Raw genomic sequence first — 22,020 nt, 5'->3', positions numbered from 1 at the left:
TTTGATATTCACAAAAGGAGTTATGATGACAAAATTAAATAAAAAGCGAAAATGGTTTATTGCGATATCACTCGTTGTACCAATGCTGCTTCTGGTAGGATTTGTAGTGATTCCGGCCTTTGATTTGTTTCGTATGAGTTTTACAAATTGGGACGGGTATTCAAAAAACAGTGACTTTATAGGAATAAGCAATTATATATCCATGCTGCATAACAAGGATTTGTGGCTGTCACTTGGGAACAATGCGGTGTACTTTTTCGTTCATCTTCTGATGATTCCTATTGAGTTGATGTTTGCCGTGTTATTAAACAGCAGGCTTCGGGCGGCAAAATTCTATAAGACTATGGTATTTCTGCCTTATATCATAAATGGAGTTGCAATTTCCTATGCATTTTCCTACTTTTTCTCACCAATAAACGGTGCCTTTGATTCTGTTTTAGAGCTGCTTCATCTGGGAAACCTTAGCAGAGACTGGCTTTCCGACAACCGGATAGTAAATTATGTACTTTCCTCTGTTTCCGTCTGGAGGTTCAGCGGATATCACGTTGTTTTATTCATGGCAGCCCTGCAGTCTATTCCAAAGGATATTGAAGAGGCGGCAATGGTTGATGGTGCACGTGCATGGCATTTGTTTAAGTATATCCAGATACCGGCTATTATGCTGATGGTGGATTTTGTATTGTTTGATAACATCAGAGGAGCACTGCAGGTATTTGATATTCCTTTTGTTATGACCTCCGGCGGTCCCGGATATGCCTCCTCCACCTTCACCTTATATACCATTAAGACGGCATTTTCATTCTCTAACTTTGGGCTTGCTTCTACAATGGCAATGGCAATCATGATTATGATAGTAGCGATATACTTTACCCAGAACACTATTATACATGGTCTGATATTAAGAGACAGGAGGAAGTAGGATGATGAAAAAAGTTGTTACGCAAGGGGTAAAACAGATTATATGCCTTTGCATGGTGGTGATTGTTTTGGCACCTATTGTCCTGACATTGTTTGCGGCCCTAAAGACAAAGGCGGATATGGTAAATACATCACCTTTGCTGCTGCCGCCTGTAAACAGAATTACTTTTGATAATTTTACAAAGGTCCTGTCGGATAAATATTTGCTGTTAGGTTTTAAAAATACAGGAATCATTTTGGTAATATCCATCTTTTTTAATATTATGTTTGGCAGTATTACTGCTTTTATTATCGAGAGGTTCCAGTTCAGGGGAAAAATGATTGTTGTATCTTTGTTTTTCTTAGGGATGCTGATCCCTAATTTTGTTACAGAAATTGCGAGATTTCGTATTATTCAAGGTATCCATTTATATAATACCCTTGGTGCTCCCATTATTATTTACATCGCTTCCGACTTAATGCAGCTGTATATTTACAGGCAATTTCTATCAGGGATATCAGTGGCACTGGATGAAGCGGCCTTGATAGACGGATGCTCTTACTTCGGATTATTCGTAAGAATCATATTTCCGCTTCTTGCACCGGCGACAGCGACGGTATGTATTATAAAAGCAATCAATATTATCAATGACATGTACATACCCTATTTGTATATGCCAAAGAACAGTTTGCGGACCCTTACAACCTACATTATGAATTTTGCCAATGCCCAGCAGGGCTCCTGGCAGCTTTTAGCGGCAGGAATTATCATAGTCATGCTTTCGACCATTGTTATTTATGTATTCTTTCAGAAATATATCCTGGCAGGCGTTACAGCAGGTGCAGTGAAAGAATAACACTTATTATAGGAGAAGATATGCAGGCAGATATTAATTATATAGATAACCCGGAAATATTTCGTGTAAACCAGCTTCCTGCCCACAGTGACCATGCCTTTTACGGCAGTATGGAAGAGATGCGGGAAGGAAAGAATTCGTTGCTCCAGTCTCTGAATGGAACATGGAGCTTTCATTATTCGGCAAATGCCAAAGAAAGACCGGCAGATTTTTATAAAGCAGACCATTATACTTCGGATTTTGAAGAGATGCAGGTACCCTGCCATATTGAAATGGCAGGGTATGATAAAATTCACTACATCAATACCATGTATCCGTGGGAGGGGCACCTGTTTCGAAGACCCGCCTATAGCCTTAATGACAGCGGGAAAATGGAAGGCTCTTTTAGCCAGGCTGACTACAATCCGGTAGGCTCCTATCTTAAAAAGTTTGATTTAGAGGATGGACTTATTGGTAAAAGAATCTGTATCTGCTTTGAAGGGGCAGAGCAGGCGATGTATGTATGGCTGAACGGGGAATTTGTAGGCTATGCGGAAGACAGCTTTACACCCTCTGAATTTGACCTGACTCCTTATATTAAAGAAAAGGGAAATGTACTGGCGGTAGAGGTGCATAAGCGGAGTACGGCAGCTTTCTTAGAGGATCAGGATTTTTTCCGTTTCTTTGGAATCTTTCGGAATGTTACCCTGTATGCCAAGCCGGATATCCATGTGGAGGATATGTGGGCAAGGCCAGAGTTAAAGGATGATTATAGAACGGGATGCCTGTCCCTGGATATCAGATTCTCCAGCCTTGTTAAACCCGGCGATGTGGTGATAACACTAAAGGATGATAAAGGAAGCATATGCCTGGAAAAAAGGCTGCCGATTACAGAGGAGATACATTTTAGGTCTAAAAATCTGGATAATATCATTTTGTGGGAACATCAAAAACCTTATTTATATCTGCTGACCATAGAGGTTTTTGATGAGCATGGCAGGCTTATTGAGGTGGTGCCCTATAAAACAGGGTTCCGTAAAATTGAAATTAAGGATAAGGTCATTCTTCTAAACGGAAAGCGGCTGATATTAAACGGTGTAAACCGACATGAGTGGAGCGCCGAAAGGGGAAGATGCATTACCTTAAAGGAAATGAACGAGGATATGAAAATTTTTAGAAAAAATCATATAAATGCCGTCAGGACCTGTCATTACCCCGATCAGATTCCCTGGTATTCCCTGTGTGACGAAAATGGAATCTATATGATGGCAGAAACGAATCTGGAATCCCACGGCTCCTGGCAGAAGATGGGCGCTGTTGAGCCTTCCTGGAACATACCGGGAAGTATAAAGGAATGGAAGGCTGCTGTAATTGACAGGGCCAGGACCAATTTTGAAACTTTTAAAAATCATGTTTCCATCCTGTTTTGGTCTCTTGGAAATGAATCTTATGCGGGAGATAATATAGAGGCTATGAACCGGTTTTTTAAAGCAGCAGATGAGAGCCGTCTGGTTCATTACGAAGGAGTGTATCATAACAGAGCTTATGAAGCAGTGATTTCGGATGTGGAAAGCCGGATGTATGCGACGCCCGGAGAGATTATAGAATATTTTGAAAATCAGCCTCTTAAGCCCTTCCTTTTATGTGAATATATGCATGACATGGGAAATTCACTGGGAGGTATGAAGTCTTATGCCAGGCTGCTTGATAAATATGAGGGTTATCACGGAGGATTTATCTGGGATTATATTGACCAGGCCATTTATGTAACGGATGAAGTTACCGGGGAAAAGGTGCTTAGGTATGGCGGCGATTTTGATGATAAGCCTTCGGATTACGAATTCTCGGGAAATGGTATTGTTTTTGCAGACAGAACGGAAAAACCCGCAATGCAGGAGGTAAAATATTACTATGGGTTATATCAATGATGCATTAAGGATTGTATACGGGGACTGCACCCTGGGGGTTCACGGAAGGGATTTTGATTATTTGTTCTCCTATCAGCATGGAGGGCTGGAATCTCTGGTAATTGATGAAAGGGAATGGCTGTACAGGGTTCCAAAGCCTGCCTTCTGGCGTGCAACAACAGACAACGACAGGGGAAACGGATTTCCTCTGCGTTCCGGTATGTGGATGGGTGCGGATATGTTTATCAGCTGTACAGGAATAGAAATAATCGTAGACGGCACCAAAATTGAAATGCCCACAGCGCCTTTAAACAACAGGTATTCCGAAGGAGAAACAGCGAAGAAGATTCAGATTATCTTTACTTACCAGACCATTACGGTTCCTTCTGCGAGAGTAAATGTTTCCTATGAGGTAACCCCGGACGGAAGTATTAAGACGGATGTACATTACTTTGGAAATGATAAACTGCCGGAACTGCCGCTGTTTGGCTTGCGCTTTGTTATGCCCACAGCAGCCTTAGGATACCGGTATGAAGGACTTTCGGGAGAAACCTACCCGGACAGAATGTGCGGAGCCGGCGATGGGACTTATGAAATAGAAGGGCTTCCGGTTACAAAGTATCTGGTTCCGCAAGACTGCAATGTGCATATGGAAACAAACTGGCTGGAGGTGTATCGAAACAAGACACATAATAATTCCAGAAAGGATAATAACAAATTTGGAATTAAGTTCTTGTCTTTGGGTAAGAAATTTGCATTTTCCTGTATTCCCTATACAGCACTGGAGCTGGAAAGTGCAACTCACCAGGAAGAGCTTCCGGCAGCAAGAAGGACGGTAGTTACCATTTTAGGCGCTGTCAGGGGAGTCGGAGGAATTAACAGCTGGGGGGCTGATGTAGAACCGGCTTATCATATCAATGCAGGAGAGGATATTTCTTATTCTTTTCTCATAAGCCGGATTCTAACAGATACTGACAGTTAAAAACTGCTCATATGCGTAAAAAAAGAGGCTGTCACAAAATAGAATTTATATACCATATATTGCACTAGTAAACGGCAATTTTTCCAACTGGTGGTATATATTTCGTATTTCGCGACAGCCTCCTTTTCTATTTGAAATAGTCCTGTCCTAACAGGTCGGCTGCCAGAAGGGCATCATATAATTGGTCGGGAGTAACGTCTCCGGCCATATTATGTATGGTTTCTCCCGGAATACAGGCTTTTTCTGCTGCAATCTTAACCCTGGATACATCTGTTACACTCAATTCCTTTAAAGTGACAGGAAGGCCAACACTATGGCAGAAATCCATTACCTCTTTGATTTCTTCCTTTGGAGCATCTTCCAATAACAGCTGGGTAATGGTACCGAAAGCTACTACAGAGCCGTGCATGACCTCTTCGCATTCGGAAAGGGCAGTAAAACCATTGTATACGGAATGTGCCGTTGCCAGCCCGCCGTTATCTGCTCCCACGCCGCTTAAGTAAGTATTGGCTTCAATTATGGCTTCCAGGGCAGGTGTTACAAGATGGTTTTCACAGGCAAGCTTGGCCTGATAGCCGTTTTTTAGAAGTGTCTTATAGCAGAGCTCACACAGTGCCATGGCGGAAAGAGCGATACCGCCGTTCTCAAGACTTGGGGAATCGGTTCTTACGCAGGCTCTTGCTTCAAAATAGGTTCCCAGCGCATCGCCCATTCCTGCAATCAGGAACTTAACGGGTGCATGGGCAATAATCTCACTGTCTACGATTACAGCTTCCGGATTCTTAGGATAAAAGAGATAGCTGTCAAATGTAGAGTCATCCTTGTAGATAACCGATAAACCGGTGCAAGGCGCATCGGTGGCAACAACGGTCGGGATGATGACTACGGGAAGTTTCTCATAATAAGCGGTAGCCTTTGCGGTATCAATAGCTGATCCGCCGCCGACGCCTACAACAACCTGGATTTTCCTATCCTGAACGATTTTTCTCATCCTTTCTATTTCGCCAGTGGAACTGATTCCCTTAAACACCTCAAAATAGAATTCACAATTGCTGCCTTTAAAACTTTCCGTTAGTTTTTCAGAGCAGTTCTTATAACCGCTGTTACTGCAGATGAATAAAAATGAGCTTCCTAATTCTTTTGTTTCTTCATAAAAGTGCAACAGAGCGCCCTTTCCCTGTAAATATTTTGAAGGTGCTCTTAATAATTTTAATACTGCCATTGATATCCCTTCCTTTTTCGATAAAGATTGTTATAATATTGACAATCTCATCATAGCACCTGTATAATAAAGTAACAATTACCTATAACACCTATTCTGATAGGGTAAAAACCCTAATAAAAGAGGTCGTGTGAAAATAGAAGACAATTTTCACGTTTTATTTAAGCAGTATCGCAAGCAGGCTTGCGATATGCACAAAAAGAGGTTAGGTTGAAAAATAAATTTTTCAACTACGTATTCAGGAATATCAAATCAGAGATTTGATATTCACAAAAGAGGTTGATATGACAGAGATGAATTTTTTGACACGGGATGACTATAAAAATCTGCTTGTCTTTTCAGAAAGCTTAAACCCATACGATATGGATTTTCGTAAGGAAGCAATGAATAACCTGTTAAAATACTTCTCCTTTGAAGGGGCTGCTTTTCCGCTTGTGGACGATAAAGGCTATTATAAACATCTGGTATATGTGAATTTTACGCCTGTCTCCATCGAATCCTATGAACGGGACTGTTATAAAAAAGACTTCTTTGCCCCGGCTAATTTAAAGGAAACCTATGAAAAGTCCGTTTTTACCATAGAAGATTTCACCTCCTATGTGGAATATGAGGCTTCTTCCCTTTATAGCCAGTGCCTTCACTTTAATGGGTTCTATTATGAAGCTTTGGTGCTTTTAAGAGATGAAGAAAACAAGCCTCTTGGAGCGGTTGCCGTATACCATGGAAGGCAGTCGAAAGGCTTTACAATACGGGAGCAAAAGCTTTTAAAAGAAATCGGGATTATCATGGAGAAAGCAATTAGAATCCATCTTAAATGCCTGTCCATGCAAAATAACTTATTCTTTTTGAACAGGATATTTACACGCCATCCCATTGGTATGATACTATGTGATGAGAATTTTGATATACAGGAAATTAACAGAGAAGCATACCAGATATTAGAGGCCCTTGGCATGGCCGCCGGAAAGGAAGATGCAAAGCTTTTGCTGACGGAGTATATTCTTCCGGCCTGCCAGGAAGGCGGGTCGAACCGCCTCTTTCTGCGAGTGGCAACAGGACTTGAAGTCTTTTTGGAAAATATGATTGTAAAGGAGCAGATAACCGGAAGGTTTATTACCCGTTATGCAGTTTTTCTTAAGCCTTCTGTTGATAGTAACACCGTTTCCTGGACTGCCTACCTGACAGAAAAGGGATTAACCAGACGGGAAAGAGAAGTTGCAGACTATTTATGCCAGGGCTGCGAAATCAAAGAAATTGCCGAAAAGTTAAGCATCAGTTTAAATACAGTGAAACGCCATAAGGAAAGTATCTATATTAAACTGTCTGTAAACCGTGCAAGCCAGCTCCTGGTATTGCATCAGAAAATCCAAAATTCCCAGTGAATGGTTATTTTTTTAACAAAGAAACTGATGTAGTAAAAGTATTTTAAATGACAGAAGAAGCCCTGTAACCTTCCTGTGATACACTGTCTTGAATACGGTGCAGGAAGGAAAGCTACAGGGCTTCTTCTGCTTTGTTTTTTATTGTATTTGGCTTGAGGGCTCTGCCTTTGCAAGGGTTGCCTTAATGGCATTTACTAAGAAGTTCTCCGTATATTTACTGTCTTTTGATATTTGAAGTTCATTGATATCCGTACCATTATAAAGCTGGTCTGCTATTTTCTCTAAAGAGGGTTCAACAAGCGGATACATGGTGGTGATGGAATCATCAATGTTTACAATACGGACGGAATTAATATGGTCTTTATCCAGTACAACTTCGAGATTGAGGGAGGTATCATTAAGGACAAAAGTGGAATTATATACCCCCGGTATGTATTTGGCATCCGTAGTAGAGTCTGAACTTTCACTGTTTTTGTTTACGAACATAATAATTAAAAGTATTATCAGCAGTATCCCCAGGCCCGCAAACAGAACTGTATATATAATTTCCTTTAAGTGAAGAACAACTATTTTGGTATTTGACATGACGTTTCACCGTGCCTTTCCTGGTTTATATTTCTCATATTTGACTCAAGAGCCTCCGTAAATCCTTTATATATCTTATTAAAACCCGTAACAAATTATGATTATATTTTAATAGAATAATGCCACTTAACAATACGAAAAAACGTGGTATAATACGGATAAGCATTGCAAAGAAAGGAAAAGGAAGAAGCATGTCATTAAAGTTTATTATGGGGCGCTCCGGGTCGGGAAAATCCTACAGGCTTTATCATGAAATCATAGAAAAATCCATGGAATATCCGGACAGCGGATATCTGGTCCTAGTGCCTGAACAGTTCACCTTGCAGACGCAAAAGGATATTGTCACCATGCATCCTTTAAAGGGAACCATGAATATTGACATATTAAGCTTTATGCGTTTAGCCTATCGGATATTCGACGAAACCGGCAAGGACAACAGAAAAATTCTGGAAGACACCGGTAAGACTATGGTGCTTCGAAAGCTTGTGGCAAATAAGAAGGAAGAGCTGAAATTCTTTTCCCATGATGTAAACAAGCAGGGATTTGCAGAAGAATTAAAATCCCTGATATCGGAGATCTGCCAATACAGTGTCCGGATGGAAGACCTTGAGAGGGTATCTGAAAACCTTCTGGGGAAAGAACGGCTGAAAGATAAGCTGCATGATGTAAAGATTATCTACGAGGCTTTTAAAGAATACATGGAGAACAATTATATAACGGCAGAGGAAATACTGGAGGCACTGATTCCTTCTATCGGACGTTCGGAATTGATCCGTAAGAGCATTATCTGCCTGGATGGGTTTACCGGCTTTACTCCTTCCCAGTACCGCCTGCTTACAGAACTGATGAAATATGCCAGGATGGTAATTGTAACGGTAACCATAGGAAAAGGGGAGTTAAGGGAAAAGGATGAACCCTATAAACTCTTTCACCTAAGCCGCAGGACAATCGATAAGCTGACGGAAATAGCGAAAGAGGAGAATATCCCCATAGAAGAAACCTTACATATGGAGGATTATTTTGAAGAAAAGATACCAAGACGCTACTTAAAGAATGCAGAGCTTGCCGCCCTGGAAGAAAATATTTTCCGGTACCGTATACATCCCTATAAAAAGCCGGTCGAAAATATCGTCCTTTATGGAGCAAGGAATATCCAGGAAGAGGTAAATGTCATTATCCGTAATATCAAGGCTATGGTAAGGGATAAGGGTTACCGCTATCAGGAGATTGCCGTAGTTACAGGGGATACTGACTCCTATGGCAGGGAATTAAGGAAGGGCTTTGAGAGAGAAGGGATACCGTTCTTCCTGGACAGCAAAAGGGCTGTTATGGCCAATCCCTTTGTAGAGCTTATACGCTGTGCTCTTATGATAGTATACGATAATTTCAGCTACGAGGGAGTACTTGGATATTTAAGGACGGGATTTACCGGTATCGACAGGGAGGATATTGACCTGTTAGAGAATTATGTGCTTGCTCTTGGTATCAGAGGAAAGAAGAGGTGGGAAGAGCCCTTCCACCGGCTGGCAAAGAGGATGCAGGAGGGGGATTTAACCAGGATCAATGAGGCAAGGAAACAATTCTGTGAAAAGTTCCTTCCTTTTCATGCGGTTTTAAGTGATAGAAGCCTTACGGTAAGGGACTATACAAAGGCCCTGTATGAGCTTGGGATAAGGCTTAATGTACCGGGGCAGCTAATAGAATTTGCAGAAAGGTACTTAGGAGAAAACCGCCTGTCCGAGGAAAAAGAATACCGTCAGGTCTATGGTACGGTAATCGCTTTATATGACAAGCTGGTAGAGCTGTTAGGGGAGGAGCGGATGCCTGCAAGGGAATATGCCCAGGTATTAGAAGCGGGCTTAAGGGAAGCCAAGGTAGGACTCATCCCTCCGGGACTTGACCAGATTGTAATCGGTGATATTGAAAGGACCAGGCTAAAGGATATTAAAGTTCTGATCCTTGCAGGGGTAAATGACGGCAATATCCCTAAAAAGCCTTCCAAAGGCCTGATACTTACCGACACTGACCGGGAAGTACTTGAAAAGGAAAAGGTGGAGTTAGCTCCTACGGGCAAGCAGGAAATTTATACTGAGAAGTTTTACCTTTATCTGAATCTTACAAAGCCAAAGGATATGCTCTATATAACCTTCAGCAAATTAAGCGGGGATGGTAAAAAACTTCTGCCAGCCTATTTAATAAGTGACATCCGAAAGATTTTTCCGGAGCTTACCGTAACCGAAGAGGAGGAAGGCAAAGAGGATATAAGCGGAATCTTAAGTATCAAGGAAGGCCTTGATTACCTGATAGACGGCTTGCGGCATTTTCCCGAAACAAAAGAGAATCTTTTATGGCAGGAGTTGTTCCAGTACTATTACAGGGAAGAAGAAAAGGAGAAGGAATTACTTCACCTTATAAAAGCGGTATTCTATATAAATAATGAAAAAGGACTGCAAAAAAGAGCAGCAAGGCAGCTGTACGGGGAAAAGCTCTCCGGCAGTGTTACAAGATTTGAGAAGTTTGCGGAATGTGCCTTTGCCCATTTTGCAGCTTATGGTCTGGAGCTGACAGAGAGGGAGGAATACCGTCTTAGTGCGCCGGATATCGGGAATATCTTTCATAAGGCCCTTGAGCTTTTTTCCGGAAAGATAAAGGCGAGTGAATATAACTGGCATACAATTCCCGATGAGGTAAGAGAAAGTTTAAGCGACATCTGTGTGGAGGAAGCGGTAAAGGATTACGGAAATCTGATCTTTACAAGCACCAAGCGGTATGAAGCTATTGTAAGAAGAGCCAAGCGGATATTAAACAGGACCCTGTGGGCAGTATGCAGGCAGATTGCAAAAGGGGACTTTGAACCGGAGGCTTTTGAACTGTACTTTTCCGACAGAACCTTCTTAGATACCTTGTCCATACCCATTTCTTCCGAAGAAAGCATTAATCTTACCGGAAGAATTGACAGGCTGGATGCCTATGAAGAGGCGGACAAGCTGCTTCTTCGAGTGGTGGATTATAAGTCCGGCAGTACCTCCTTTGATTTGAATTCCCTGTATCACGGCTTGCAGATACAGCTTGCCTTTTATCTGGGAGCCGCTATGGAACTGTACCAAAAGGAGAGAGAAGGGAAGGAAGTCTTACCGGCCGGAATACTTTACTACAATATGGAGGACCCCCTGGTAGACAGGTCGGAAGACATTGAAGAAAGTATTCTGAAAGCGTTGAAAATGAACGGTATTGTAAACAGCGCCCATGATATGGTAAAGCATCAGGATAAGAGCTTTCAGAACGAAGGGGAGGGGATACGCCCCTCTGTGAAGTCCGATGTTATTCCGGTGGAGTCCAATAAGGAAGGGGAGCTTACAAAGCGTTCCCAGGGAGCCAGCACGGAGGAAATCCTTCTTCTGCTCTCTCATGTAAGAAATATGGTAGGGGAAATGGGAAAACACATCTTAGACGGAAGCACCAGAGTGGAGCCTTACAAGATGGGAAATCATACTGCCTGCGATTATTGTCCCTATAAGGATGTATGCGGTTTTGACACCAAGTTAAAAAGCTTTGAGTATAAGAAATTAAAAATATTAGAAAAAGAAGAGATAATAAAAAGAATGAGGAAGGGAGGGGAAAAGGAAGATGGATTGGACCAGGGAACAGAAGGAGGTCATAGAGACCAGGAATAAGAATCTGCTGGTTTCGGCAGCAGCCGGTTCGGGAAAGACTGCGGTTTTGGTAGAGCGTATTATAGGCCGCATTACCGATAAGGAAGATGGCATTGATATCGACAGGCTGCTGGTAGTTACCTTTACCAATGCGGCAGCCGCAGAAATGAAGGAGAGAATACGAAAAGCTATAGATGACAGGCTTTCTGTGGATTCAGATAATGCGAATCTTCAAAGGCAGGCGGCACTTGTACACAATGCCCAGATAACAACAATCCACAGCTTTTGCCTCTCGGTTATCCGGGAGAATTTCCAGTCCCTGCCCATAGACCCGGCCTTTCGTATTGCCGAGGAAGCGGAACTTACCCTGTTAAAATCCGACGTACTGGAGGATTTACTGGAGGAATATTACGAAGAAGGAAGCGAAGAATTTCTTGCCTTTTCAGAGGGTTTCGGCGGCGGAAAGACGGATACCGGTATCGAAGAGCTGATATTAAATATCCATCAGTTTTCTATGAGTGCGCCCTGGCCTAAGGAATGGTATGAGAAGCTTAGCAGCAGCTATCATATACAATCGGCAGAAGAAATGAAGGGAGCCTTTTGGATAAAAGAGCTTATGACAATGTTAAACCGTATGGCAGAAGGCCTTGTGGCAATGCTTGAGGAAGCAGAAAAGCTCTGTCTTAAAGAGGATGGACCGGACGCTTACCTTCCTGCTATCAGCAGTGATTTAGAGCAGCTTAAAGGACTTAGCGGTATTACTGATTATACACTTTTTGGGGAGAAAGTTAGAAATATAAGCTTTGCAAGGCTTTCCGGTAAAAGGCAGGAGGGAGTGGACGCAGCTAAGAAGGAGCAGGTTAAGGGAATAAGAGATAAAGTAAAAAAGGCAGTCAGTGATATGGTCGGCAGCTATTATTTCCAGTCAGAGGAGGAGATGGTCTCCGATATCACTGCCATGAAGGATAGTATTGAGGTAATGATCAGAATTTGCAGGGACTTTACCGAACGTTTCCAGAAAAAGAAAGCGGAAAAGAACGTAGTGGATTTTCACGACCTGGAGCATCTGGCACTATCTGTACTGGTTAAGAAGGAGAATGGAGAAATAATTCCGACACCTGCCGCAGATGAGTTAGCGGATTACTATAAGGAAATTATGGTGGATGAATACCAGGACAGCAATCTTGTCCAGGAAATCATCCTGGAGAGTATTTCCGGCGGGCGTTTTGGCAGGCCGGACCGCTTTATGGTAGGAGATGTCAAGCAGAGTATTTACAAGTTCCGATTGGCAGATCCCAGAATATTTATGGAAAAGTATGAAAAATATGATGTATTTTTCATGCCCCCTCATTTATGCAGCAGTCCAAGCGAGGCTGCGATATGCACGGGAGCCAAGGATGATAGCTGCCCGCTCCGGGAGGAGGAAGCGAAAGCAGATAACAGGCGAATAGACCTCCATAAGAACTTTCGAAGCAGGGATGTGGTAATCAACAGTATCAACAGCATCTTTAAAAAGATTATGACAAAGCAGCTTGGAGATATTGAATATGATGAGAAGGCTTATCTTTATCCGGGTGCAGGGTACCTGGAAGAAGAGGGTGTCTCTAAGACAACAGAGCTTCTTTTGGTAACTACCGGTCCGGTGGAAGAAAGTGAGAACGGGGAGGATAAGCAGGAAGACGAGGACTATACGGCAAAGGAACTGGAAGCACTGGCAATCGGGAAAAGAATAAAGGAGCTTACTGACCCTGATACGGGGCTGATGGTTCAGGATAAGAAAAGCGGTGCCTTAAGAAGGGCGGTATATGGGGATATTGCAATCCTCTTACGTTCAATGGCAGGCTTTGCAGAAGGCTTTGCCGATACGTTATCGGCAGAGGGGATTCCCTCTCATACGGAAACCCAGACCGGTTATTTTAAGACACTGGAAATATCCGCAGCACTGAACCTTCTGCGTGTTATTGATAATCCCAGGCAGGACATCCCCTTTACGGCAGTCCTTCGAAGCCCCATGGCAGGATTTACCGATGAAGAACTGGCAGAAATCCGTATGGCAAAGAAAAGAGTCACCATGTACGAGGCTTCCAGGAATTATCTCTTGACCAAGGAAGATGAATTATCCGGTAAGATAGCAGATTTTATCAAAAAGCTGGATGGATACCGGGATATGGCAGTACATCTTACAATCAATGAACTTATCGTTAAAGTGCTGGAGGATACCGGATATTATAATTATGTGTCTGCCATGCCGGGCGGGGATAAGAGAAGAGCCAACCTGGATATGTTAGTACAGCAGGCAATCAGTTTTGAGAAAACCAGCTACAGCGGTTTATTTCACTTTATTCGTTATATGGAGCGGCTTGACAGGTATGACGTGGATTTTGGAGAAGCCAAAGTTACCGGAGAAGATGAGAAAAGTGTCCGTATCATGAGTATACACAAAAGTAAGGGATTGGAATTCCCTGTTGTTTTTGTAGCGGGAATGGGAAAGAACTTTAACTTGCAGGATTCCAGAGCAAAGGTTCTTTTGCATCAGGATTACGGAATCGGTACCGACTATCTGGACCTTTCACTAAGGGTAAAAGCACCTACCTTACTAAAGAAATTTATCCAGAAACAGCTTGTTTTGGAAAGTCTGGGGGAAGAACTGCGTGTGCTTTATGTTGCTCTGACTAGAGCCAAGGAAAAGCTTATTCTGACGGCCGGAGTAAAGGATATGAATAAGCTTTTGTCAGAATATGCAGGAGGAACATTAGATAATAAGGAACATATAAGCTTTTTTACGCTATCAAAAGCGGCTTCTTATCTTGACTGGATTATGGCAGCACTTATACATCAAAAAGGCTTTGAGGAAGTCCTGCGTGCCCACGGCTTTCTGCCGGATTCCCTGGAAGATGATAAGTTTTTTGTACAGGAATACACCTATGAAAAGCTTTTATTCCAGGAAAAAGTAAGCCAGGAGGTAAAGGCATTAAAGGAGGATATTCTTCTTAGCAGAGATAAGGATTTTATATACGATTCTGAATATAAACATAGGATCGAGGAGTATTTTAAGTACCGTTATCCCTACGCTTCGGAAAGTAATATCCATACGAAGTTAACTGTATCAGAACTTAAAAAAATGGGGCAGGAGGAAGCAGAAGAGCCCAGTACTTCCCTTTTAAGAGAAAAGCAGGAAACGAAAGAATATCCTATACCGGATTTTCTCAAAGAGGTGAAGGAGGAAAAAGGAGCAGACTTGGGAACGTTGATTCATAAGGTGCTGGAACTCGCACCGGTAAATGAGATTCACGGGGAAGAAGAGCTTCATATCTTCTTAAAAGGGCTTGTGGAGAAAAAGAGGCTTTCGGCAGAAGAAGCAGAGGTTCTGGATATTAAAAGGCTGGGGGGATTTTTTGAAAGCCCGTTGGCTGCCAGATTACGTAAAGCGGAAGCGGAGGAAAAGTTATATAAGGAACAGCAGTTTATTATGGGAATTAAGGCAAAGGATATCAGTGAGGATTATAAGAGTGAGGAGCTGGTGCTGGTACAGGGAATTATTGATGCTTATTTTGTGGAAAATGACAGTCTTATATTAGTGGATTATAAAAGTGATGCCAAAGTAACAGAGGAGATACTTAGAAGGAGATACAGCCGTCAGTTGGCCTATTACCGAAGAGCTTTAGAGCAGCTTACCGGTAAGAAAGTAAAGGAAAGCCTTCTGTATTCTTTTTGGCTGAATAAGCAGATAATTGTGGAAAATTAAAAAATTTGCGAAATAAAAAGAAAAAACAGAAAAATAATAGGAAATGTTGCACATACTGGGATGTGGGTTTTACGTTAAACTTCATAAATAGAATTAGTTTTAGGATAATTTATTTTAATTTGGATAATTATGTGGTATTATGATGCTAAACAGATAATAATTGTTAAATTAGCTGTTATTAGTAGATAACACCCATATTTTACTGGCTTCAGTACTTGCATTTATATCGAATAATGCTATCAGGAGGACATGATGAAAAGTAACAAGATACCCACGGATAAAAGAGAAAAAAGAGATTTCAAAAAGTTTTTGAAATTGGAAGGAAAGAATAAGTCCAAGGAACTAAAACAGGATGAAGAGATTATCGGTGAGAATGGGAAAGGCGAAGTACATACAAATCAGAAAGCAGAAGATAAGGTTAAGAAGTTTAAGAAGACCGGTAAAAAGCCTGCCATGACCAAACAGGAAAGAAAAGCATTAAGGCAGGAGAGAAAGCTGGAAAATAAACTGGCGTTGGAATCTGTTGCAATGAATAAAGGAATATTGAACAAGTTAAAAGAAACCAGGACTAAAATTATACTTACTGTTTTAGTACCGGTCATATTCATGGCTGTATATGGATTTGTTTCTTACAGTCAAGCCTCCAAAGCAATAACAAGCAGTTATGAAACTAACATGAATCAAACAGTTGAAGCCGTAAGCGATTATCTTAATCTTGGACTTAACACCGTACAGGATAAGGCTGTTGAATTAATGATCGGCAATTCTGTGGCTAATTATTTTGTCAGAATAAACAAGGAAGATACCATTGAAGATTTTAATAATTTGAAGAATCTTCAGCAGGAAGCTATGGTAGTCGATCAGACAAATGATTTCGTAAGTGATGTTTATCTCTTTGCGAATGCCGGAAAACCAATCGTTACAAATGGCTTTGCACCGGCTGACTTGTATGAACAGTTTCTGGCTACAGAGGAAGGGAAAGGTCTTGCTTCAAAAAAATTGGCAAGTAAATGGATTGGCAGCCATTCTGCCCTGGATGAAATTCTTGGCAGGGACGGAACAAAGTATTCCATGGCCATTGTTACAAGGATGAATACGTCAAACGGATTTATTATTATTGATATAGATAAAAAGGAAATAAAAAGCTCTCTTGACAGTATAACCAGTGTAGAGGGCAGTATTGCCGCTGTAGTGGCACCGGACGGAAAAGAAACGAACACAACGGAATCGGGAGAAGATGTTTTCGGCAGCACGGATTTTTATAAGAAATCCTTAAATGCAAAGGAAACGGACGGTTCAAGCTATGTAACCTACAAGGGAAGCAGTTACCTTTATGTTTATAATACGGTTGGTGAAACGGGAAGTATGGTCTGTGCCCTGATTCCTAAGGCTGAAATCTTAAAGCAGGTAAAGGCATTGAAAGTACTTAACATAATATTTGTTTTAGTATCCAGTGTATTGGCAATCATAATAGGCTATGTTATTGCTGTGGGAATTGGAAAGGCCATCAGAAAACTTATGATATCTATTTCTAAGGCAGCGAAAGGAGATTTAACGGTTACTTTCGATACCAGGAAAAAGGATGAGTTCGGTGTTCTGGCAAAGAGCCTTGATGACATGACTTCCAGTATGAAACGGTTGATTGGTGAGGTATACCAGGTCGGTACTAAAGTGACCCAGTCTTCGGGTGAATTATCCCAGACCTCTGACCAGATACTTACTTCTACCAAGGGAATTTCACTTACGATTGATGAGATTGAAGGCGGTGTGGTACAGCAGGCAGACGATACGGAGAAATGCCTGGGACAGATGTCGAAGTTATCGGATCAGATCAATCAGGTATACACGAACACTCATGAGATCGAAAAGAAAGCAATGGATACAAGAGATGTTGTTGGAGAAGGTATTGTAACAATTGATGAGCTTGGCAAAAAGGCGAAGGCTACTTCCGAAGTAACGCAGACAGTTATAAAGAGCATTGAAGAGCTGGAGGTTAAGTCCAGAAGTATCAGCAGCTTTGTAGGCATCATAAACGAAATTGCAGCACAGACAAATCTGCTTTCCTTAAATGCTTCCATTGAAGCAGCACGTGCCGGAGAAGCAGGACGGGGATTTGCAGTTGTAGCAGATGAAATAAGAAAGCTTGCGGACCAGTCGGTAGAGGCAGTAAGGCAGATTCAGGATATTGTTAAGGATATACAGAACAAGACACAGGGTACTGTAGAATCGGCTAAGATGGCTGGTGAAATCGTTGGTTCCCAGACAGATGCATTAAATAGAACAGTTACTACCTTTGAAAAGATTAATGCCTATGTAGGAGGGCTTGTAAGCAACTTAGACAACATCGCTGTAGGAGTTAAGGGTATTGAATCTGCAAAAGAAGATACGCTGGATGCGATTCAAAGTATCTCTGCCGTATCCCAGGAAACAGCAGCAGCATCTGAGGAGGTAAGTGCAACGGCGAATATGCAGATTGGCGCAGTAGAAAACTTAAGCCGTTCAGCGACAGAGCTTGCAGAGGATGCGAAGAATCTGGAGAAAGCAATTAAGCTGTTTAAAATTGAGTAATTTTGGTATGAAACTTATATAAGAGGTTACACTTTAATAAATGAATAAACAAGGGACTGTTTTCATGAAGAAAGATTCATTGAAACAGTCCCTTGTTAAAATCAAGAAAGGGTGTATAATTATATGAGTAAGAAAACGGAAAAGAAGGAAATAAGGCCCATAGAAGAAATGAGTCCGGATGAAAAGTTAAAATATGAAATAGCAACGGAATTAGGACTCTTAGATAAAGTCATGGAAAGTGGATGGAAATCACTTTCAGCTAAAGAAAGCGGCCGGATAGGCGGAATCATGACAAAAAGAAAGAAACAAAAAGTAATGGAGGGACAAAATAAGGAGCCATGAAAAATAGAATATTATTTATTTATAATCCTCTGGCAGGAAAAAGCAAAATCAAAACCTGGCTCTCCAGTATAGTTGAGTGCTTTGGAAGAGGAAACTACGAGGTGGTTATATATGCCACCAAGGGGAAAAAAGATGCAAAAAATATTGTAATTGACTGCCTGAAAAGGGAAAGCTATGATTTGGTGGTATGTTCCGGCGGAGACGGTACCTTGAATGAAGTAATCAGCGGCATCATGGAATCTGATAAAAAACCGGTTATTGGATACCTTCCTTCCGGGACGACCAATGATTTTGCTTATAATTTGAAGCTTCCGAAGAGTCTTCCAAAGGCAGCGGAGGTTGTGCTGCATGGTGAAGTATTTCCCTGTGATATTGGAGTTATTAATGGGAAGTATTTTACATATACGGCTGCTTTTGGGCTGTTTACGGATGCGTCTTATGAGACTTCCCAAGCCCAGAAGAACACTCTTGGAAGAATGGCTTATATATTGGAGGGGATAAAGAGGCTTCCCAACTGGAAAGCATACCAGATAGAGATACATTATGGTGAGAGAATTATTAAAGATAATTTTATTTATGGTATGGTAACGAATTCTGTTTCCGTAGGAGGTTTTCGAGGAATTGCCGGAAAGGATGTTTTGCTGGATGACGGGTTATTTGAAGGCATCTTTGTGAAAATGCCGCAAAATGTAATAGAATTTCAGGCTGTCATTAATGACCTTCTGAAAGGAAACTTAAACAGCGATCACATCTATTATTTTCCCATAAAAAATATAACACTTATCTGTGAGGAAAAGGTTCCCTGGTCCATTGACGGGGAATATGGAGGAGAATACAATACGATTGAAATAGAAAATCTGCATAAGGCGATATCTATCGTCCGCGGAGCAGATTAAACAGGTGTCTCAAAGTATCCAACCTTGAGAGAAGGACCGGATAGTGAAATTAGATAGTTATTGATTTCACTATCCGGTCCTTCATAATTGCCTAAACTGATTTTTGGAACACAATCTTATCATCAGAGTCTGGCAGGCCAGACTCTTTTATATCTTATAGGAAATTACGTCCTATAAGATATAAAGCCCTACGGGCGGGATGCACATGATGCGCCAAGGAAGTTGTCACTGCGTGACAGCGCATCAGCGCCGGAGTCTGGCAAACCAGACTCTTTCTTATTGCTTAAATTAAGGTCTTTAATACCTAAGAAATTTTTGATTATTACGCATATCCCGCCAAGAAGTATGGAGGAATCCCGTAGGGAGGAAGATTCTATACTTATAAAACTGTTCATTCTGCTGCATAAACATGCTTCGATACGTTTGGACAGGCCGGGGATAAAGCTTGTAAAAGAACTGTTTATAATAACAATTTCAGGATTATAAGCATTTAATATATTGTTGGTGCAAATGCTTATTAATTTCACGAAAAGATTTATCATTGCTATTGCATCGGCATCGCCCTCTTTATAAAAAGTCAGAAAGGCATCAAAAGTAATGCTGTCCAAGCCTTTTTTATCAGCAAAGTCCTTTAATAAAGCTCTTTCAGAGACATATTGTTCCAGGCAGCCGTGGTTACCGCAGGGGCATTCCCTTCCGTCGATTTCGATAATGGTATGTCCAAATTCACCGGCCCTGCCATTATATCCGGTATACAATTCATTGTTAATCAGAATTCCAAGACCAATGCCGGAATGGACACTGATATTGGCAATATTCGGATAGTTGTGCATGAAGGTCTTCTCACCAAGTACGGAAAGGTTCGCTTCGTTTTCAAGATATACAGGAGTATGGAAGTAATCATTTAATTTGCCTGCAAGATCATAATTCTGCAAGTTATAATACGGAGCAAAAGATACTTTATTATCATGAACAACACCGTGAATACCCAGAGCTATACCTACCAGTCCATAAGGGGTGGTATCATTGTCCGGTTTTACGGAATCAATCACATGTATCAGAGTTTCTAAAATACCATTCTTGGTCTGCGGGGTTTTCATTTGCTTTAAGCGGCAGTTTTCACCCTGCAAGTCAGTCAGCATAACCGACATGGTATCGACGCCTAAATCAATACTTACCATATAGCCGGCCTTTCTCTGAAAGCTCAATAAAATAGGCTTTCTTCCGAACTCTGTATTGTCACATCCTATCTCTTCCACTAAATTGCGGTTTATAAGATCTGCAACAATTGCCGAAATAGTTGCTTTTGTTAAGCCAAGTACTTTAGAGATGTTTGCCCTGGAGATGGGGCCCTGGTTGATAATAGTTTCAAGCACCAGGGTACTGTTAATATCACGTATAAGCTCTTTGCTTCCTGTAATCATTTTTCTCTTCCTCTGAAGTATCCCACATTTTTACTGGTACCAAATTTTCAATCTAGCACCATGTATGGATTATCCTATCATACTTTCTAACACTTTAAAAGGGTTAGAAAGGTTTATTTTAGGCATATCTTGTTAAGTTTTGGCGATAATGAAGCAAAAATTGACAAATGGGATAAAAGCTGTTATTATAATTATATCATATATAGTTCATTTAATAAACAAAGTGGAGGAAATGAGTATGGCTTATTTTGAAAAGATACAAAAAATTGAATATGAGGGAGCTGCAAGTAAAAACCCCCTGGCCTTTAAGTATTATAATCCGGCAGAGATGGTAATGGGAAAGACTATGAGAGAACAGCTCCGCTTTGCTATGTCCTACTGGCATACCTTTACCTATATGGGAAATGACCCTTTTGGTTCTGCCACGATGTTCAGAACCTGGGATAATCACGAGTGTTCCATGGAGATTGCAAAAGAAAGAGTTCATGCTGCTTTTGAATTCATGGAAAAAGCTCAGATTCCATATTTTTGTTTCCATGACAGGGATATTGCACCGGAAGGAAAAGATCTGGCTGAAACCAATGCAAGGCTGGATGAAATCGTTGCAGTCATCAAAGAAGAGATGAAGCGTACGGGTATAAAATGTCTTTGGGGTACTACCAATGCTTTTGGCAATCCCAGATTCGTACATGGGGCCGGCACTTCCTGCAATGCCACAGTATTTGCCTATGCGGCAGCACAGATAAAAAAGGCGATTGAGATTACAAAGGAGTTAGGCGGAGAAAATTATGTATTCTGGGGCGGAAGAGAAGGGTATGAAACGCTGCTTAATACTAACACGGAGTTAGAGCTTGATAATATGGCAAAGCTTCTTAAGATGGCCTGTAACTATGCAGAAGAAATTGGATTTACCGGGCAGTTCTTAATCGAACCCAAGCCCAAAGAACCCACCAAGCACCAGTATGATACGGACGCTGCAACAGTAATGGCATTCTTAAGGAAATATGACCTTTTGGATAAATTTAAACTGAACATCGAAGCAAATCACGCTACCCTTGCTATGCATACTTTCCAGCATGAGCTTAATATGTGCCGTATTAACGGCGTACTTGGAAGTGTTGATGCCAATATGGGAGACCCTATGCTTGGCTGGGATACGGACCAGTTTCCTACTAATATTTACGATACTACCCTGGCAATGTATGAAATTCTTTTAGCAGGGGGCCTTACCAAGGGCGGGCTCAATTTTGACTCCAAGGTAAGAAGAGCTTCTTTTGAAGAAGAGGATTTATTCCTTGCATATATTGCAGGTATGGATGCATTTGCCAAAGGGCTTAAGGTAGCGGCAAAGCTGTTGGAGGATAGAGTATTTGAAGACTTTAAGGATAAACGCTATGCCAGCTACAAGGAAGGGATCGGAAGAGACATTTCTGAAGGCAGGGCAGACTTTAAAACTTTGGAAGCCTATGCATTGGCTAATGGAGTCACTCTCAATACTTCCGGAAGGCAGGAAATGCTGGAGGCTATTTTAAACCAGTATATTTTGGAGACAAAGTAAGAAGTAAGCAGAATGAAAGCAGA

14 protein-coding genes are annotated in these 22,020 nt (G+C 41.4%); 11 read left to right on the top strand and 3 right to left on the bottom strand.

Annotation, left to right across the window (positions count from 1 at the left end; all coding sequences use genetic code 11):
• Positions 1-25: 25 nt before the first annotated feature.
• The 4 genes from BUF11_RS17255 to BUF11_RS17240 are packed head-to-tail and all read left to right on the top strand — an operon-like array spanning position 26 to position 4,622.
• Positions 26-919: a carbohydrate ABC transporter permease gene (locus tag BUF11_RS17255; protein WP_073590106.1), complete on the top strand. Its 894-nt coding sequence runs from the start codon at positions 26-28 to the stop codon at positions 917-919.
• A gap of 1 nt (position 920) precedes the next feature.
• The gene (locus tag BUF11_RS17250) at positions 921-1,754 is read left to right on the top strand and encodes a carbohydrate ABC transporter permease (RefSeq protein ID WP_175562092.1); all 834 of its coding nucleotides are present in this window, start codon (positions 921-923) and stop codon (positions 1,752-1,754) included.
• 20 nt (positions 1,755-1,774) lie between these two features.
• Positions 1,775-3,661 carry a glycoside hydrolase family 2 TIM barrel-domain containing protein gene (locus BUF11_RS17245; protein ID WP_073590105.1) on the top strand — a complete coding sequence of 629 codons (1,887 nt, stop codon included), beginning with the start codon at positions 1,775-1,777 and terminating at the stop codon, positions 3,659-3,661.
• A complete protein-coding gene (locus tag BUF11_RS17240; protein ID WP_073590104.1) occupies positions 3,645-4,622 on the top strand; it encodes a beta-galactosidase small subunit in 978 nt (325 codons plus the stop codon). The genes BUF11_RS17245 and BUF11_RS17240 overlap by 17 nt, the downstream gene beginning before the upstream one ends.
• A 127-nt stretch (positions 4,623-4,749) precedes the next feature.
• On the opposite strand, the gene BUF11_RS17235 is transcribed toward BUF11_RS17240, so the two are convergent.
• Complete coding sequence (locus BUF11_RS17235; RefSeq protein WP_073590103.1) at positions 4,750-5,844, bottom strand: glycerol dehydrogenase; 1,095 nt, start codon at positions 5,842-5,844, stop codon at positions 4,750-4,752.
• A gap of 284 nt (positions 5,845-6,128) precedes the next feature.
• On the opposite strand from BUF11_RS17235, the gene BUF11_RS24785 reads away from it, so the two are divergent.
• Positions 6,129-7,226, top strand: a complete 1,098-nt coding sequence (locus tag BUF11_RS24785; RefSeq protein ID WP_073590102.1) for a response regulator transcription factor — start codon at positions 6,129-6,131, stop codon at positions 7,224-7,226.
• Between the two features lie 138 nt (positions 7,227-7,364).
• On the opposite strand, the gene BUF11_RS17225 is transcribed toward BUF11_RS24785, so the two are convergent.
• Complete coding sequence (locus tag BUF11_RS17225; protein ID WP_073590101.1) at positions 7,365-7,811, bottom strand: hypothetical protein; 447 nt, start codon at positions 7,809-7,811, stop codon at positions 7,365-7,367.
• A 191-nt stretch (positions 7,812-8,002) separates the two neighbouring features.
• On the opposite strand from BUF11_RS17225, the gene addB reads away from it, so the two are divergent.
• The 5 genes from addB (at position 8,003) to BUF11_RS17200 (ending at position 19,015) form a co-directional block, all read left to right on the top strand.
• A complete protein-coding gene (gene addB / locus BUF11_RS17220) occupies positions 8,003-11,485 on the top strand; it encodes a helicase-exonuclease AddAB subunit AddB (protein WP_073590100.1) in 3,483 nt (1,160 codons plus the stop codon).
• Positions 11,439-15,209, top strand: a complete 3,771-nt coding sequence (locus BUF11_RS17215) for a UvrD-helicase domain-containing protein (protein WP_073590099.1) — start codon at positions 11,439-11,441, stop codon at positions 15,207-15,209. Before addB ends, BUF11_RS17215 begins: the two co-directional genes overlap by 47 nt.
• A gap of 252 nt (positions 15,210-15,461) precedes the next feature.
• Positions 15,462-17,777, top strand: a complete 2,316-nt coding sequence (locus BUF11_RS17210) for a methyl-accepting chemotaxis protein (protein WP_073590098.1) — start codon at positions 15,462-15,464, stop codon at positions 17,775-17,777.
• Between the two features lie 123 nt (positions 17,778-17,900).
• Complete coding sequence (locus BUF11_RS17205) at positions 17,901-18,119, top strand: small, acid-soluble spore protein, alpha/beta type (protein WP_073590097.1); 219 nt, start codon at positions 17,901-17,903, stop codon at positions 18,117-18,119.
• Complete coding sequence (locus tag BUF11_RS17200) at positions 18,116-19,015, top strand: diacylglycerol/lipid kinase family protein (protein WP_073590096.1); 900 nt, start codon at positions 18,116-18,118, stop codon at positions 19,013-19,015. Before BUF11_RS17205 ends, BUF11_RS17200 begins: the two co-directional genes overlap by 4 nt.
• A gap of 188 nt (positions 19,016-19,203) precedes the next feature.
• On the opposite strand, the gene BUF11_RS17195 is transcribed toward BUF11_RS17200, so the two are convergent.
• Positions 19,204-20,439: an ROK family transcriptional regulator gene (locus tag BUF11_RS17195; RefSeq protein WP_073590095.1), complete on the bottom strand. Its 1,236-nt coding sequence runs from the start codon at positions 20,437-20,439 to the stop codon at positions 19,204-19,206.
• A gap of 238 nt (positions 20,440-20,677) precedes the next feature.
• On the opposite strand from BUF11_RS17195, the gene xylA reads away from it, so the two are divergent.
• Positions 20,678-21,997, top strand: coding sequence for a xylose isomerase (xylA, locus tag BUF11_RS17190; RefSeq protein WP_073590094.1), 1,320 nt, complete (start codon positions 20,678-20,680; stop codon positions 21,995-21,997).
• Positions 21,998-22,020 lie beyond the last annotated feature (23 nt).

The sequence above is a fragment of the Anaerocolumna xylanovorans DSM 12503 genome, assembly GCF_900143645.1.
Taxonomy (GTDB): domain Bacteria; phylum Bacillota; class Clostridia; order Lachnospirales; family Lachnospiraceae; genus Anaerocolumna; species Anaerocolumna xylanovorans.
Note: the sequence above shows the minus strand (reverse complement) of the source record. Positions and strands in the feature narration are given on the sequence as shown.